Origin of the sequence: Flectobacillus sp., assembly GCF_049240685.1 — a bacterium.
Classification (GTDB): domain Bacteria; phylum Bacteroidota; class Bacteroidia; order Cytophagales; family Spirosomataceae; genus Flectobacillus.
Genome location: NZ_JBMLSD010000357.1, coordinates 1 through 16,643, shown reverse-complemented (window position 1 = coordinate 16,643; position 16,643 = coordinate 1). Strand labels below are relative to the sequence as shown.

The window sequence follows — 16,643 nt, the reverse complement described above, 5'->3', positions numbered from 1 at the left end:
CACGGTTTAAGTTAAAATTTAAAACTATAGGTAGCCGAAGGAATAATTCCGAACAAAGCATACTGCGCCAATGATTTTGTTGTTTGGTCGGTTGTGGTATTATATACGCTTTTGAAAGAGTAGAAATAGGCATTCTTGCGGTTGTAAAGGTTATACACGCCAAACTCCCAAGTACGAGTATGTCCTTTCTTCATTTTTTTATGGAACTGCACTCCTACATCTAAGCGATGATAAGGTGGTGCGCGAAAATTATTCCTTTCTCGATAATCTGGTATTTCGCGTGCGCTGTTGTAATACTGATTAACTCCAGTTTGGTTCAGCCCCGGGATATGGCTATAAACTTCATAAGTTGAAATCGGAATTGTAAAAACATTTCCAGTACCATATACCCACGTGGCAGACAGCGTGATATTGGGTTTTAAATGGTAAATACCTACTAAAGACAAATCATGGCGACGGTCGTATTTGGGATAAAACTCTTTCCCAAAGTTTAACTCATCAAACTGATGAAAAATCCACGATAGGGTATAGCCAATCCAGCCCGAAAACTTGCCAGTTTTTTTCTGTAATAAAAACTCTGCTCCATACGAACGCCCTTTGCCTGCTGTCATATTACTTTCCCAAGGCGACTCCTGCGTTTTGGCCTGCGTAAAACGTTGAATACTACCGTTTAGAATAAAGGAGCTACCTTCTTTCAATGCCACAATTTGATTCATAGTTTTGTAGAAACCCTCTAGTGTAATGCTAAACTGTTTTTCGGGAAAATCCTTTGCAAAACCTAAAGCTACTTGTTGCGAGCGTTGTGGTTTTATTAAATCAGTAGAAGGTACCCATAAATCTGTAGGCAAACTTGCTCCAGAGTTTGACACCAAATGTATATACTGATTCATTACGGCATACGAGGCTTTCAAAGCCCAGTCTTGGGGTAAAGTCCATGCCATAGCAGCACGAGGCTCCCAGTTGTGATATCCTTTTTCGGAAGTACTAAAACTTGAATAACGCAAGCCAACATTGAATCGCAAATAGGGGAGAGGCTTGTAGTTATCTTCCAGATAAATACCTAATTCTAGCGCATCGATGTTTTCGACGGCATCTTTGTAGCGAGAAGCTACATCGTCCTGTAACTCAATAGCAGAAGGCGTAAAGCGATGCATGGTAGCAAGTGCACCAGCCTTGAAGGTATGTATGGGGTTTGGTAAAAAATCAATATCAAATTTGGCACCCAGGTCGCGAATCCCAGAGGAGTAATACAGGCTATAATTATTGATACCAACAGCATCTAAATTTGACTGATAATTGGAGGTAGTAAACTTATAATCACTATATATTAAAGATAAATTACTGAAAAGTTTATCGCTGTAAAGGTGGTTCCATCGGATAGTTGCCGTTCTATTTCCCCATTCTATCGAGGCCTCTAGCCGTGATTGTACCTGAAAATCCTTCACATAGAGTTTATCCTCTCCGAAATAACCACTTAAAAACAAACGATTTTTTTGTCCAAAATCATAATTCAATTTGGCATTAAAATCATAGAAGTAATATCGACTACCTTTTTGCTCTTTCGGAATGAGTGGTTGCGTTAAAATATCCAGATAAGTACGTCTGGCAGAAACCAAAAACGAGGAGCGTTTTTGCTTATCAATAGGTCCTTCGGCTACTAACCTAGCACCAATCAATCCAATTCCTCCTTCTACGTGATAATCTTGTTTATTACCTTCTTTCATCTGCATTTCAATTACCGACGAAAGCCTGCCGCCAAAGCGTGCAGGAAATCCACCTTTGGTAAGTTCAACGCTCTTGAGCGCATCACCATTAAAAACCGAAAAGAAACCAAATAGATGATAAGCATTATACACAGGCGCATCGTCCAGAATCAGGAGGTTTTGGTCGGGGCCGCCACCACGAACATAAATTCCAGCATTCCCTTCAGCGCCTTTTTGTACGCCAGGCATCAGTTGAAGTACTTTCAGTACATCTTTTTCACCCATGAATGCAGGGATTTCTTTGATTTGCTGAATCGGAATAGAAATCTGCGACATTTGCACCTGCTCCGAAAGCTTTTGCTGCTCGATGCTATTGGCTACGACTTTTACCTCTTCCAAGTCTTGGTTACTTGGTTTTAAATCAACATTAATGGTGAGCGATTTTGATTTTGTGTATATTTTTTTTGAAAAAACTTGATAGCCTACAAAACTATAAATCACTTCGATACTATCTTGGGCTTGCACACTGAGAGAGTAAAACCCATAATTATTGCTTTGAGTCCCAATGCGACTACCTTTCAGCATAATATGTACCCCTGGCAACAGCTCGGCACTTCCAGCTTCTTTGATATAGCCACTAATCGTAATTTTTGAAGCATTTTGCCCCACTACTGAGCTTTCAAACAACAGTAATGCACACAAAAGAAGACATAGCAATCCAATTGGTTTGTTCATGTGGGTTTGTGGTGGTGATACAGGTATTCAACTTGTTTTTATCAGTAAAGTAATATCTTAACTCGAAAAAATTATAACAAATTCTTAAATATCAAGCAATTATCCCAATGTTACCAAATTTAACAATTCCTTAACATTGGCGTAAATAAGTATTTTTACTTTTGTGCGATAATTACCAATATGAAAAGTCTTAATAAAGCTTGAGATATAAGAAAAACGATAAAATACCTGATTCACTAATTCAAAAAAATCCTTTTTACGTGTTCGTTCTTATATCATATAATTAATTCACAAAAACTATGTTCGGATTAGATACGTCCTTGTTTATTCTTCTTTTCCTTTGCTTATTCTTAGCCTGTGCTTTCGAATTTGTTAATGGTTTCCACGATACAGCTAACGCCGTTGCGACTGTTATCTATACAAACTCTTTGAAGCCAACTCAAGCCGTTGTATGGTCTGGGTTTATGAACTTTGTTGGTTTGTTGACAGGTGGTGTTGGTGTAACGATGTCAATCATTGGATTATTACCCACAGAGCTACTCATAGACCCCAACGTCTACCACTCCATGGCCACGGCACTATCAATGTTAGGTGCTGCTATTATTTGGAACTTAGGAACATGGTATTTTGGTATTCCAGCTTCTTCTTCGCATACCCTCATTGGTTCAATCATCGGTATTGGTGTTGGATACGCTCTTTTACCTGAAAATAAAGCTGGTTTATCAACGGTAAACTGGGACAAAGCTACCGAAATTGGTCAGGCACTTTTGTTATCTCCATTGTTTGGTTTTGCGGTAGCAATTGTGTTTATGTATATTCTAAAAAAATCTGTTGCCAACAAAGAAATTTTTAAAGAGCCGAAAAAAGATACTCCTCCTCCAATGTGGATTCGTGGTATTTTGTTTTTGACTTGTACATTGGTAAGTTTCTTCCACGGACGTAACGACGGTCAAAAAGGTATTGGTCTTGTAATGATGATTTTGATTGCTTTCTTACCAAGTTATTTTGCTATCAATACAGATGTTGACCCTTTCACATTACAAGGTTCGGTAGTAAAAGTTCAGACCATCATTGCTAAAATCGATACGAATAAACTTTCTTCTACCGAAAAGGAAAGTTATACTAAAGTAATGAAAGCTACTACGGCTTTAAATGCGATTTTGACTGACAAATCATTGATTAACCATTTGTCAACAGAAAAGAAACTAGAGATTCGTAAAGATGTTTTAGCAATTAATAAGCATACAAAAAAATTATCTGAAAGTGACGCTGTAAGCTTGAGCGCTGACGATAAAAAAGAGTTGAAAAAAGCTACAGCTGGAGATAAAGCTCCTTTCTTCTCTTTCGGAAACTCCAATAAAGGTCTATCGTCATTAACAGACTTTGCGCCAGCTTGGGTAATGTGGATGATTGCTTTGTCTTTAGGCTTAGGTACTATGATTGGTTGGAAAAGAATTGTAGTAACAATCGGTGAGAAAATCGGTAAGCAACACCTTTCTTACGCTCAAGGTGCTTCGGCTGAGTTGGTTGCTTCTATCACAATCGGTTTGGCAACCGCTTACAAATGGCCTGTATCTACCACTCACGTTCTTTCGTCGGGTATCGCTGGTTCGATGGTGGCTTCAAAAGGTATCAAAAACTTACAAGGTGGTACAGTCAAAAACATCGTAATGGCATGGGTCTTAACACTTCCAGTTACGATTCTTTTATCAGCTACATTGTTTGTGTTCTTCCGTTGGATTATTGGTTAATCCTTCATTATAAAAAGAGTCTCATGGTCGTTGAAAACCATGAGACTCTTTTAGTACAAGATTGAATTTCAACATATACTACCAATATAGAAAATCCAAATTTATGAAAAAGTTTATCATGACGGCAATGCTGCCGTTATTGGCTACTGCTTTGTCTTTTTCCCAAAGTCCACGAAACTATTATCATATCTCAAATGGTTGGACAGACTTAAATATTTCAGGAAAAATTGCAGGAAAATTCTCATGGCAACTAGAAAACCAACAACGTCGCCAAGATATGCAAGGGGATTACAACGAAAGTACTACCACCGGAAACCCTTATCATAATCTTAATCAGCACGTTTTTCGTCCTTGGGTACATTTTCAGCTTAATCCTAACGTAAGATTTTCGTTGATGCCATTTGGTTGGATTGGTTCCAATCGCTTCAGTAATGGCTCTCCTTCCGCTTTCTTTTCAGAATATCGTATATCTCCACAAGTTACCTTGTCGCAAAACATTGGTCGTTTACGCATCGACAACCGTTTTCGCTATGAATTTCGTTGGCTAGGTCAAAACCAAAGCATCGACGATAAGAGTTTTGTGTATGGCGGGGATTTCTCAAATGCAACCTTCAGAGAACGTTTCCGCTACCAAGTAAAAATGACACTTCCCATCAACCATGCCAAAATGGATGACAATACCCTTTATGCACAAGCTTATGATGAATTATTTGTGAATATGGGAGAGAAAGTCTCCAATACTAATCTGTTGGATCAGAACCGTTTATTAGTGGGGCTTGGCTACAAATTCAATAAGTTTGTGGCAGTTGAAGCAGGTTATATGCAACAAACTATTTTTCGTTTCAACAACGCTACTAAAGACAATGTTGAGATTAATAATATCCTTCAACTCAATTTAGCTATTAGCAATTTTGAGCAATTATTTAGTAAGAATAACAAGTAATTAATACATAAATAGCTGTTAATTGTCGGACAGGCCTATCTGACAATTAACAGTAAAGAACCACAAATCACAGACAAATAAATTAACTTCCATCCTGTATCGAAATCCATTTTCGTGTATGATTGCTTATTGCTTTACAGTAAGTAATTATTGGAAAAATCAGTAATTCTGGTGAATTAGCATTTGTTTTATTAAAAAAACTGGAGCTTAATTCTATGATATTACTATGTCGTTACGGGTAGAATCTTCAAGTTTTATGAAAACGCTAAAAGCCCTTGTTTACCTAATTATTTTATGTCCTGTATATTTCTCGCTAGCTCAGAGCACAGAGAAAACAGTAGCACCAAAGAAATGGTATGAAAAAATCTCTATCAGAGGTTATGCGCAAGTACGTTACAATCGTTTATTAGAAACAAACGAAAAGCTCAAATGCGAGCAGTGCGATAGATCTTGGGGAGAAAACGGTGGTTTCTTTATCCGCCGTGGACGTGTGATTATTTCGGGCGATGTATCCGAACGATTGTATATCTATGTCCAGCCTGATTTTGCTTCTAATGTCAGTGGTAGTTTTCAGCATGCCTTACAAATTCGTGATGCGTATTTTGATTTGGCTCTTGATGCTAAAAAAGAATATCGTTTGCGCTTTGGACAAAGCAAAGTGCCGTATGGTTTCGAAAATATGCAATCGTCTCAAAACCGACTTTCCCTCGACCGTGCTGACGGAATTAATAGCCCCGTGTCGAACGAACGAGATTTGGGCGTATTTTTCTATTGGGCACCAGCCAAAATCCGTGAGCGTTTTGCTTATCTGGTATCTTCGGGCCTCAAAGGCAGTGGCGACTACGGAGTATTTGCTTTGGGTTTTTATAATGGTCAAAATGCCAATAGAACCGAAGCCAATAACGAACCACACGTAGTTTCGAGGGTAACCTATCCTTTTCAGATGAAAAATGGACAAATTATTGAAACGAGCTTGCAGGCATATACAGGAAAATATATGATTGAAAGAAATACTAAAAATAAAGCAACAGTATCAGACTTTATCGATCGTCGTGTTGGGGCAACGCTAGTTGTGTATCCACAACCTCTAGGTTTTCAAGCAGAATATAATGTAGGGCAAGGTCCACAATTTAACCCAGAAACGATGACGACTGAAGTGAAAAATCTACATGGAGGTTATGCTCAACTTATGTGGCGACAAAAGGTAAACGATAATTTTGTGATGCCTTTTATCAAATATCAGTACTATAATGGAGGCAAAAAACATGAAATCGATGCGCGTAGCTATTTGGTAAAAGACCTCGAAATTGGTGCCGAATGGCAATTAAAAAACTATTTTGAATTTACGGCTACTTATACTATTTCAAATAGAACTTACGAAGACGCTAACCTTCCAGACAATCATCAGATTGGTAACTTGTTGCGATTACAAGCACAATTTAACTTCTAGTAGTTAACAAGAAAGAATACATTATAAAGATAGATAAGCAAAAGAAGGTATTAGTTAATAGCGTATATCGATTATAAGCTCATGCTTATGCGTTTATAATCGATATACTGTTAACTAACTACATTGAGGAGAATATTATAAGAGGGCTCTCAAAATTAGACGAAAAGTATTCCTTTTTTTAAAATAACAACAAAATAAACAAGCAATCCGATATTCTATTTGTCTTTACTAAACCAAAAATGTAAACAAATCTGGTTTTTCATTGAGTAATTGATATTGAATCTTGTTTTCTTCCATACGCAAAAGGAGTGGTTCAAAATCTTCTTTGTATTTGAGCTCGATTCCTAGTAATACAGGCCCCGACTCACGGTTTGTTTTCTTTTGGTACTCAAAGTGGGTAATATCATCGTTTTCGCCTAAAACATTATTTAGGAAATTTCTTAAGGCTCCAGCACGCTGCGGAAAACGAATGATAAAGTAATGTTTCAATCCTTCGTAAAGTAAAGAACGCTCTTTTATTTCTTCGGTACGAGTAATATCATTGTTGCCACCCGATACCAAGCATACTACATTTTTACCTTTAATTTCTTCTTTCAAAAAATCCAAAGCAGCAATTGTCAAAGCACCCGCTGGCTCTGCCACTATGGCCGATTCGTTATATAGTTCCAAAATTGTTGTACAAACCTTGCCTTCTGGTACAATTACGATATCGTCGAGCGTTTGTTTACAAATTTCAAAGGTTTTATCGCCAACTCTTTTAACAGCAGCACCATCCACAAACTTATCAATCGTGTCGAGTTCGACTACATGACCAGCTTTGATACTTTCTTTCATGGAGGGAGCTCCTTCTGGCTCGATACCAATGATTTTGGTATGTGGAGATAGTTGTTTAAATACCGTGGAGGTACCTGCAGCAACACCGCCGCCACCGATAGCCAAAAGAATATAATCTATTTTGACATCGGCATCCTTAAAAATTTCTAGACCAACGGTGCCTTGTCCTGCGATAACATCCATATCATCGAAAGGGTGTACGTAAGTAGCATTTTGTTCTTCGCAGTACTTTTTGGCAGCATTAGAGGCGTCATCGTAGGTATCGCCGACGAGTTGGATATCGATATGCTCACGACCAAACATTTTTACGGATTTGACCTTTTGATTAGGGGTAGTTGTAGGCATAAATACCGTACCTTTTACTTTCATTTTGTGGCAGGCATAAGCCATACCTTGGGCATGATTCCCTGCACTGGCACATACAACACCTTTATCAAGCGCCTCTTTAGAAAGTTTAGACATTTTGTTGTATGCTCCACGAATTTTGTAAGAACGCACAATTTGGAGGTCTTCGCGCTTCAAGAAAATATTAGCCTGATAGCGTTCTGACAAAATAAGGTTTTCCATCAAAGGCGTGTGAGAAGCCACGCCACGGAGGCATTCTGCCGCATCATAGATGCTTTCGAGCGAAGGAAATTGTGCTGTTCGTGTATTCATAAAATTGTTGATGGTAAAAGATGTTATCGGTTAACAGTATATCCGTAATTAGTATTGGTCAATAGAATTAATTTAATAAATTCTTTTACTCGATAGATTAAAAATGGGGGATAATGAGAGAATAATTATGAATGTAAGTCGTTGATTATTAGATTTATATTCACAATTTATCATTCACAATTCATCATTAAGTGACTGAATGGTAAATCATGAATTAGCAGTGAACGAAGTACCTATTTCGGATGTTGGATTTCGGAATTGTAAGGTTCTAAATTTTGTAAAAAATAAAGGTATTTTACTTTATTTCCGAAATCAGAAATCCAAAATCCGCAATAGTTTGAAATCCTTCTAATTGTATTCCTACTACTAGCAATAATTTTCGTACTTTTCTAAAACACAAATGAGTGAATAACAGACCAACATCTATTACTCACTCATTGTTATAGCCAGATTGAACAATCACGAAGGTTTTGAGCCTTCAAATTCTTCAAATTAAAGAACTAGTTTCTTTCTGGACGAAGGCTACGTACAGCAGCACCAGCTCTCCACATTTCAGACTCACGAAGCTCTTCTAATTCAGCTTCCAACTTCACGCGGTAGTCTGGTTGAGAGTTCAACGTGATAGAACGCTCAGCTTCAGCTTGAGTTTTTACAGAGTTGTACAATTGAGCGAATACAGGCTTAGTAGCTTCTTTGAAAGGTCTCCACCAGTCCAAAGCACCACGTTGAGCTGTTGTAGAGCAGTTAGCGTACATCCAGTCCATACCGTTTTCAGCTACTAATGGCATCAATGATTGAGTTAACTCTTCAACTGTTTCGTTGAATGCTTCAGATGGAGAGTGACCGTTTTCACGCAATACCTCGTACTGAGCAGCAAAGATACCTTGGATAGCACCCATCAAAGTACCACGCTCACCAGTTAAGTCAGAAGTTACTTCTTTGTAGAAGTCAGTTTCGAACAAATAACCCGAACCTACACCGATAGCCATAGCGATACATTTCTCGCGAGCTTTACCAGTAGCATCTTGATAAACAGCGAAAGAAGAGTTCAAACCTTTACCTTCTACGAACAAGCGACGAAGAGAAGTACCTGAACCTTTAGGAGCTGCCAAGAATACGTCAACATCTGCAGGAGGAACGATACCAGTTTTCTCTTTGTAAGTGATACCGAATCCGTGAGAGAAATACAATGATTTTCCAGCAGTCAAATATTTCTTAACAGTTGGCCACAATTCGATTTGAGCAGCATCTGAAAGCAAGTAGCAAATGATAGTACCTTTTTCTAAAGCTTCTTCGATTTCGAACAAAGTTTCGCCTGGAACCCAACCGTCAGCTACTGCTTTGTCATAAGTTTTACCTTTACGCTGACCAACGATTACGTTCAAGCCGTTATCTTTCATGTTCAAAGCTTGACCAGGACCTTGTACACCGTATCCAATTACAGCGATAGTTTCATTAGCCAATACTTCTCTTGCTTTTTCTAATGGGAACTCCTCACGAGTCACGATATCCTCTACCACTCCGCCAAAATTAATTTGTGCCATGATTTGATTTGTTTTTTGGAATTATGTTTTACTAAAAATTATTTACAAATGATAATATTGGATGATTGAAGTTGGAAGATACAACACTCACAACTCAACACTCCCCACTTAAACTACTTCCCAGTTGCCTTCAGGAAGGTATTCGACCAAGCCTTTTTCTGTTTTTCCAACAGCTACACGGCCTGATTTTAGATATTCAAGAATTTCCCAGTTTTTGATATATTCATAAAATTCTGAGATTTCTTGTTCGGTACCATTTTTCTCGATTACTACATAATCAAGCCCCCAGTGTACCACTTTTGCATTCCAGTCGAGGTTGATTTCTTTGATGTTCAAAGGAGTACCTCCAAGTGGTGTTGCAATTTTGAAAAGGGCGATTTCGTTGAAAACGATTTCGTGGTCAAGGTATCCAAATACCGCTAATACATCAACTACCTTACGGATTTGGCGAACGAGTTTTTCAACAGCCTCGCGCGAATCGTGACGGATAACGATTGTAAAACGAGATACACCTACGCGCTCGGTTTCACATACGGTCAAGGATTCGATATTCAAACGTCTACGAGTAAAAATAATCGTAATACGGTTGAGCAAACCGATAGTATTGGAGGTAAATATGGATAACGTGTATGTTGTTTTCATGAGTTATTGCTGTCAAATGTTTTAGCTAAATAAGTTTTCTATACTTTTCTAGAAAGACTCATAGCTGGCTTTTCTATAATTCGATAGTAGATATAAGCGATACATATAGTACCTATTAAAACTCCTAGTCGGTATATTAAAATAAAACTTGGACGATGAATATGCGGCTCTAAAATCGGTAATAATGCGACTGTAACAGGTACATGTATCAGATATAGAGAGAAGGATATTTTTCCTAAAAAGTCCAAAACTTTTATTTGCTTTTTGATTAAGAAAATAAAACCAATAGCAAAAATGCTTGCTAGTATGATTGGGAGGCTGGTATCCAAATGTAAACTTTGACTCAACCAGCAATAATTCACCAATAATACAAACGCACAACTAAGCAGCATTTCTGGTAACTCAATGATTTTAATTACATATTGAAAAGCAAAAATACCAACCATAAATACAAGGATATGAGAGTGAAACAATAAACTCCCAACCCACCAGTAATTCAGCGCAAACAATACCAAATACGCCGCATGCCTAATCCAAAAGTTTTTACTCGTTATGAATCCAAAAAACAAGCCTATGTATAGATAAAACTGTAATTCAACAAATAATGTCCAGTAGGCATGATTGATAAACTCTTTTCCCCAAAAAACATTGAGATAGCCAATGTTGAGTAACACCGTTGTCCAGTCAAGGTCAATAGGCTTATGAGTTTTATAAGTAAAATATTCGATAAGCTTTAATAGCACCAATAACGCAATAGAAGCCACATACGGTAATTCAATTCGAACGAGTCGCCTTTTGAAAAGATTTCCAAAGTTTTGTATATCATATTGATTTCTGTACATAGACAGCGGAATGATAAACCCTGAAATCACAAAGAACACTTGAACGCCTAAGTACCCATATTCTGATGCTTTCACTACTAGTTTGCTAGCGGGGAGTAGTTTTTGTTCAGAAAAAAAATGAACAAAATACACTGCCAAACACGCGATTCCTCTTAGCATTTGCACAGAATGTATCTGGCTTTTATTGTAAACTTGCTCTCTTAGACTTTCAAATTTCATTTATACAGTTTTTAAATTGATCTATTATTTTGTGTTCAAAGATACAAATAGCCTGTACTTTAATGAAATACGCTTTGAGAAAAGGCATGAGATATTACTTTTTTACTCTAAAATCACATTTGTTACGCACGCACCCGCTGGTACCATTGGGAAAACGTTCTCTTCTTTTTCACAGATAATTTCGAGCAAATAAGGCTTATCCGAGTTGAGTAAGGTATCTAGTGATTCTGATAGTTTCGAGCGATCTGATACGGTATGCCCATCAATTCCAAAACCCTTAGCAATAGTGATAAAATCGGGGTTTTGTAGTTCTACAAAAGAATAACGTCTATCAAAGAATAGTTGCTGCCATTGGCGCACCATACCAAGAAAGTTGTTATTAAGGATAATGATTTTTACGGGTAAACCACTTTGTGCAATGGTTCCTAATTCTTGAATGGTCATCTGAAAACCACCATCACCAATAATGGCTACTACTTCACGGTCTGGAGCACCCACTTTAGCGCCAAATGCTGCTGGAAGGGCAAAACCCATGGTACCAGCACCACCCGATGTAACACTTGAAAATGGCTTTTTGAAACGGTAGTAACGGTTTGAAATCATTTGGTGCTGCCCTACATCGGTAACTGTTACAGCTTCACCTTTTGTTTTTTCAGAAAGCATTACTACAGCTTCTCCCATTTTGATTTGGTCGCCTTCGTGGAAAATATCTTTCTTTGTAATTTTTTCGTATTCTATAGCGTCGTATTTGGCAAACTCTGCACGCCACTCAGGATAAGAGTTTGGTTTTACCAAAGGAATCAAAGCTTTCAATGCCTCTTTTGCATCACCTACTACAGGGGCATCTGCCAATACGTTTTTGTTGATTTCTGCCGGGTCAATTTCGATATGAATTACTTTAGCTTGCTTTGCATACGTATTCAAATCGCCCGTGATACGGTCGTCAAAACGCATACCTATCGCAATAAGTACATCACATTCGTTGGTTAATACGTTTGCACCATAGTTACCATGCATACCTGGCCAGCCTACATACAGAGGGTGGTCTGCATCTACTGCCGACATACCCAACAGCGTTGTAGCTACAGGAATACCCGTTTTTTCAATAAATTCTTTTAATTCATTTTGTGCGTCTGCCAACAATACCCCATGGCCAGCTAAGATATAAGGCTTTTTGGCAGCATTGATTAATTTGGCTGCGGCCTCAACGTGTTCGGGCTTAGGTACAGTACGAGGGCGATAACTGATGATATCCACTGATTTAGGGTAGTGGAAAGGTTTCGTCATCTTATCCGTTTGTGCTGTACGAGTAATATCAATTAATACAGGACCTGGGCGACCAGCCTCTGCAATGTGAAATGCTTTAGCAATAACTTCAGGAATTTCGTTGGCATCTACAACTTGATAGTTCCATTTGGTAATTGGCATCGAAATACCGATAATATCACATTCCTGGAAAGCATCAGTACCCAACAAATTGCCTTTTACCTGACCCACAATACAAACCATCGGGGTAGAGTCTAGCATGGCGTCAGCAATAGGGGTCATGAGGTTTGTAGCGCCTGGCCCCGACGTCACCATGGCTACTCCTGCGCGGTTTGTCATACGCGCATAACCTTGTGCTGCGTGACCTGCACCTTGCTCATGACGCACCAGAATGTGCTTGAGTCTATCTTGATAATCATAAAGCGCATCATAAGTAGGCATGATGGCGCCACCCGGATAGCCGAAGATTGTATCAACACCTTGCTCGACTAAAGATTGCATTATGGCCTGAGCACCCGTAAGAAACTGCTCTGTTTCTTTGTTTTGAGGCTCTGCGGTCATGGTTTGTGTCTGTGCTGCCATGCGATTTTTGTAATTAAAATGTTGAACTCCGAAGAGTTGAATGCTAATATCTATGCTTTTGTGGTTTTGTTTACTGCTTAGTTTCTGGAAGTTTCCATTTTCCTGCTTTCCAGATATCAAACCATTCCTTCTCAAAAAGGATAGGAGCATGAGTTTGTCCTAATGTTTTTTGTCTAAATGCTTGAATGTTATTCAGATAGACCAATTGGTTTGCTTTTATAATGGGTGTCATTTTGTAGTAGGTCATCAAGCAAAAAAGGCTACTGCCAATGGCACAGATAAGACCAATCAAAAAACTATTGCGTTGGCTTAGTTGTGTGTTAGCAATCATTAATATAAGCAAGCATCCTACTACTGCTGAGCCTATTTTGTATCTTGGTATCGAAATAGCTAAAATCACATCTCTGTTTATGGCAATCATACAACCCGTGGCTATCATTACCATAAAAAAGGTGAATAGAAAAAGCTGTACAGGTTTAGAAAATACCTTGATTGAGGTGAACTGAACAAATACTAAATTAAGATTCAGTATTACTCCAATGCTCAGCATTATCCCCCCAACAATCACTGGAATCCATTTGCCCGTGCTCAAACCTATCAGGCTTCCTAAATAACCCATTGCACCTTGCAATACCTGCGCAGGGTTGGTATTGTGACTTTGATGTTGTAAACCATACAAATAGGTTAATACGACAATAATTCCACTAATAGTCCAGATTACACTAAACTTTCTTGTACCCGCAATCCATAAGGTAAACGCTCCTGCTGGAAATACAACCATTCCGTTACCAGAGGTAAGAGTAGCAAATACACCAAATAAAAACGCCCATTTTAACTGTTTTGAGTCTTGAGGTATTTGAGCTATTTTCCAACAACTTAATCCTAACCATAGATATACCCCAATATTTTGAACAGAGGCCATGCCGAAAAATGTATTTTCGAAAAATTGCATCTGAAACAACATACAACTGATTGCCAATGCATATATCCACGATTGCTTGATTTGAACAATAGCTTTGTAAAAAATACAGGCTATACCAATCAGTGTAAGATTTCCTAAAAACAAAACTTTATAAATATCAACAGCCCCCTTGTCTGTTAAGCCAACTAAACTAAAGGCTAGTTTCGTAAATACTATTCTATGTTCGTTGTGTGGAGAAAATACAAGACGCAGTTTCTCCGTAAAGTTTGAAGCATTACTTACATCGACTAAATTGAGTAAAACGCCAAAATCATCTAATTGAGGGCAGTCTACTCCAAAATACCAAACCCAACTGTAATAGAATAATATTGGGAATAAAACCAATAGAATATGCCACCATTTTAAGTTAGTATCCCCGCCAAATCCTTTGTCTACAAGGTTCATAAATGGTTAATGATGTCAGGTTGTAATGTTTGCTAAGGACTCAAATATTTCTTTTGAACTCAAAGCCTTTTATAATAATAAACTAGATTATTAGTTGGTAATCAAAGTTTTATGGTTTTGGGCTATCGTCGGTACTTTAGTCTAACGATAAAGACTCAAGTTGTACTTTTTCATTATTTCTACCTTGTGTTTTAACTGCTCTGCATCTGGGTATAGCATTTCTTTAACTTCTGGAGCTTCAAAATTAGAGGCTCTTATGTAGGCTAATGCTTTCTCTAATTTTTGATTTCGTTGATTTGCCATCTCTACAAACTTAACTTGATAAAAACTGAAGAATGCAACAATCAAATACAAGAAGGTAGGCGATAACTTTTGGAAAAGCTTTATTTTAGTCATTGAGCTAATATTTTCGATATTGATTATTAGCGATATAACAAAGAGGATCGTAAATGGAAAACTCAAAGTGCAATATCTTGGTGATAACGCCTGAGTAATTCCAAGTGAGGCTCTTCCATGGGCAACCATAAAACCAACAATTACAGCCCAAAAGCCATAAGCATAAATTGGTACTGCATTAAAGAATTTCACTTTATCATTTTTCAAAAGAACAAGCATTGATAAACCAATCGACACAAATTGTACGAGCGTCAAAATGATGGCTGTCTTACTACTTGTCGTAAAATTGTTTGATAAAAATGCCAATGCATAAGGTACTAATTCAACCGGATTGGTTGATTTGGTAATTACCGTGCTAGAAGCAGGGTGGTAGTCATTAAAATAAAGAACAAGATTTAACGCAAAAACAACACTGACTGTTAATGTGTAAAGAATTTTGTTTTGTAAACTGTCATTACCAAGTAGCCAAACAAGACAAATAATAAGTGGCCAAACGGTAATTCCAGAAGCGTACGAGTACGTGGCAATGTGTGCCCATATCATACTAATAATTATATTTTTCCAAGTTATCTTTCTTAATGAAATAAGAGACCAAAAGGCAGAGATAACAGAGAGATAGTAATTCAAGTCAAAACTTAGTACTATATTTTCGTATTGTTTTAAAGAATATATGACTAAAAATACCAGTATAAATCCAACACCAAAAACCTGTGTTTTTTGCGGATTTATGACTTTATAGGTATATCCTCTAAGGGTAAAATAGAAAACTAGTAATAGTATCAGATTAAAGGAGATGAGCGTAAACGAATGCCACCTCGTCAAAAAAAGAATACATAAATTAATGATATGTGGATACGGCATTCTACACTCGTTGTGAGGTATCATCAAATCGGATATCGTTAATTTATTCTCGTAAAACCTTTCTACGAAATAGGATAAATCCCATTCGTCGGCTGTAGGTATGTTCGGAACATTGTTAAAAACATAAATCAAAAGTCCTGTAAAACCAATCAAAATTATACAGGTGTAATTTTTTAGAGCAGAATTTAAAAACATTAGTTTGATGAATTAATACAATTCGTATTAGCTCCATCTTTTTTCCTTATTCTCTTGTGTAGTTTCTTCAATATGATGCGATAATTGTATCGAAACATGTTGGTCAGAATACTTTAATAAAATTCTATTCAAATATTTAGTCGGAGGTTGTAGCGATATTCAAAACTCTTTTATGGCTATGAACTCGTATTAAATATTAAAATAGATGACCTAGGTTGATATTAAAAATGTTAAGAACTTACAGTTTTCAAGAATAAAAATAAGCTGGTGTACCAATATAAATTGTCTGGTGTGTATTTATGATTTATAAAACATGTAATAATTAGACTATAAAAAAAATGTGGTGTTAAGTTATTACGCAAAATAAAATTCAATTTGTTTGCTTTGGGCTTCAAGCTGTAGGCACTGGGTAAAAGATATTTACTATTTCATAGAAAACACTTTTAAGTAATCGAGCAGAATAATATTTAAGTTATGTGTTTAGGGACAAGTCAACAGGCACAGAGTGTTAAAATGTTTTTATTAACCACAGCTATGCTTTTTTCCAAAGCCCACCGCCGAAAGCTGATACCTAAATGCCTTGGGCACAAAAATTAAATTCTATTTTGCCTACATACCTAAAGATTCGTATAACAAGACTGATTACATATCTGTGAT

General features: G+C 37.4%; 11 protein-coding genes. 3 read left to right on the top strand and 8 right to left on the bottom strand.

Features of this window, described 5'->3' with window-relative positions; all coding sequences use genetic code 11:
- Positions 1–11: 11 nt before the first annotated feature.
- Complete coding sequence (locus tag ACOVQ4_RS16375) at positions 12–2,438, bottom strand: TonB-dependent receptor (RefSeq protein WP_421821697.1); 2,427 nt, start codon at positions 2,436–2,438, stop codon at positions 12–14.
- A gap of 299 nt (positions 2,439–2,737) precedes the next feature.
- Between ACOVQ4_RS16375 and ACOVQ4_RS16370 the strand changes: the two genes are divergently transcribed.
- The 3 genes from ACOVQ4_RS16370 to ACOVQ4_RS16360 all read left to right on the top strand — a co-directional run bounded on the left by ACOVQ4_RS16370 (position 2,738) and on the right by ACOVQ4_RS16360 (position 6,582).
- Positions 2,738–4,189 carry an inorganic phosphate transporter gene (locus tag ACOVQ4_RS16370; RefSeq protein ID WP_421821696.1) on the top strand — a complete coding sequence of 484 codons (1,452 nt, stop codon included), beginning with the start codon at positions 2,738–2,740 and terminating at the stop codon, positions 4,187–4,189.
- A 103-nt stretch (positions 4,190–4,292) separates the two neighbouring features.
- On the top strand, positions 4,293–5,132 hold the full coding sequence (locus ACOVQ4_RS16365; protein WP_421821695.1) for a DUF2490 domain-containing protein: 840 nt from the start codon (positions 4,293–4,295) through the stop codon (positions 5,130–5,132).
- Positions 5,133–5,388: 256 nt separating this feature from the next.
- The gene (locus ACOVQ4_RS16360; protein ID WP_421821694.1) at positions 5,389–6,582 is read left to right on the top strand and encodes a porin; all 1,194 of its coding nucleotides are present in this window, start codon (positions 5,389–5,391) and stop codon (positions 6,580–6,582) included.
- Positions 6,583–6,810: 228 nt separating this feature from the next.
- Here ACOVQ4_RS16360 and ilvA read toward each other — a convergent pair whose 3' ends face one another.
- The 7 genes from ilvA to ACOVQ4_RS16325 all read right to left on the bottom strand — a co-directional run bounded on the left by ilvA (position 6,811) and on the right by ACOVQ4_RS16325 (position 15,557).
- Positions 6,811–8,073: a threonine ammonia-lyase gene (gene ilvA / locus ACOVQ4_RS16355; RefSeq protein ID WP_421821693.1), complete on the bottom strand. Its 1,263-nt coding sequence runs from the start codon at positions 8,071–8,073 to the stop codon at positions 6,811–6,813.
- A gap of 500 nt (positions 8,074–8,573) precedes the next feature.
- Positions 8,574–9,617, bottom strand: a complete 1,044-nt coding sequence (ilvC, locus tag ACOVQ4_RS16350) for a ketol-acid reductoisomerase (RefSeq protein WP_095161260.1) — start codon at positions 9,615–9,617, stop codon at positions 8,574–8,576.
- Positions 9,618–9,725: 108 nt separating this feature from the next.
- Complete coding sequence (ilvN, locus tag ACOVQ4_RS16345) at positions 9,726–10,259, bottom strand: acetolactate synthase small subunit (RefSeq protein ID WP_095161261.1); 534 nt, start codon at positions 10,257–10,259, stop codon at positions 9,726–9,728.
- 38 nt (positions 10,260–10,297) lie between these two features.
- A complete protein-coding gene (locus tag ACOVQ4_RS16340; RefSeq protein WP_421821692.1) occupies positions 10,298–11,320 on the bottom strand; it encodes an acyltransferase family protein in 1,023 nt (340 codons plus the stop codon).
- A 102-nt stretch (positions 11,321–11,422) separates the two neighbouring features.
- On the bottom strand, positions 11,423–13,168 hold the full coding sequence (ilvB, locus tag ACOVQ4_RS16335; RefSeq protein WP_421821708.1) for a biosynthetic-type acetolactate synthase large subunit: 1,746 nt from the start codon (positions 13,166–13,168) through the stop codon (positions 11,423–11,425).
- 70 nt (positions 13,169–13,238) lie between these two features.
- Positions 13,239–14,534, bottom strand: a complete 1,296-nt coding sequence (locus tag ACOVQ4_RS16330) for a hypothetical protein (protein WP_421821691.1) — start codon at positions 14,532–14,534, stop codon at positions 13,239–13,241.
- A 141-nt stretch (positions 14,535–14,675) separates the two neighbouring features.
- Positions 14,676–15,557: a hypothetical protein gene (locus tag ACOVQ4_RS16325; protein WP_421821690.1), complete on the bottom strand. Its 882-nt coding sequence runs from the start codon at positions 15,555–15,557 to the stop codon at positions 14,676–14,678.
- Between the last annotated feature and the right edge of the window lie 1,086 nt (positions 15,558–16,643).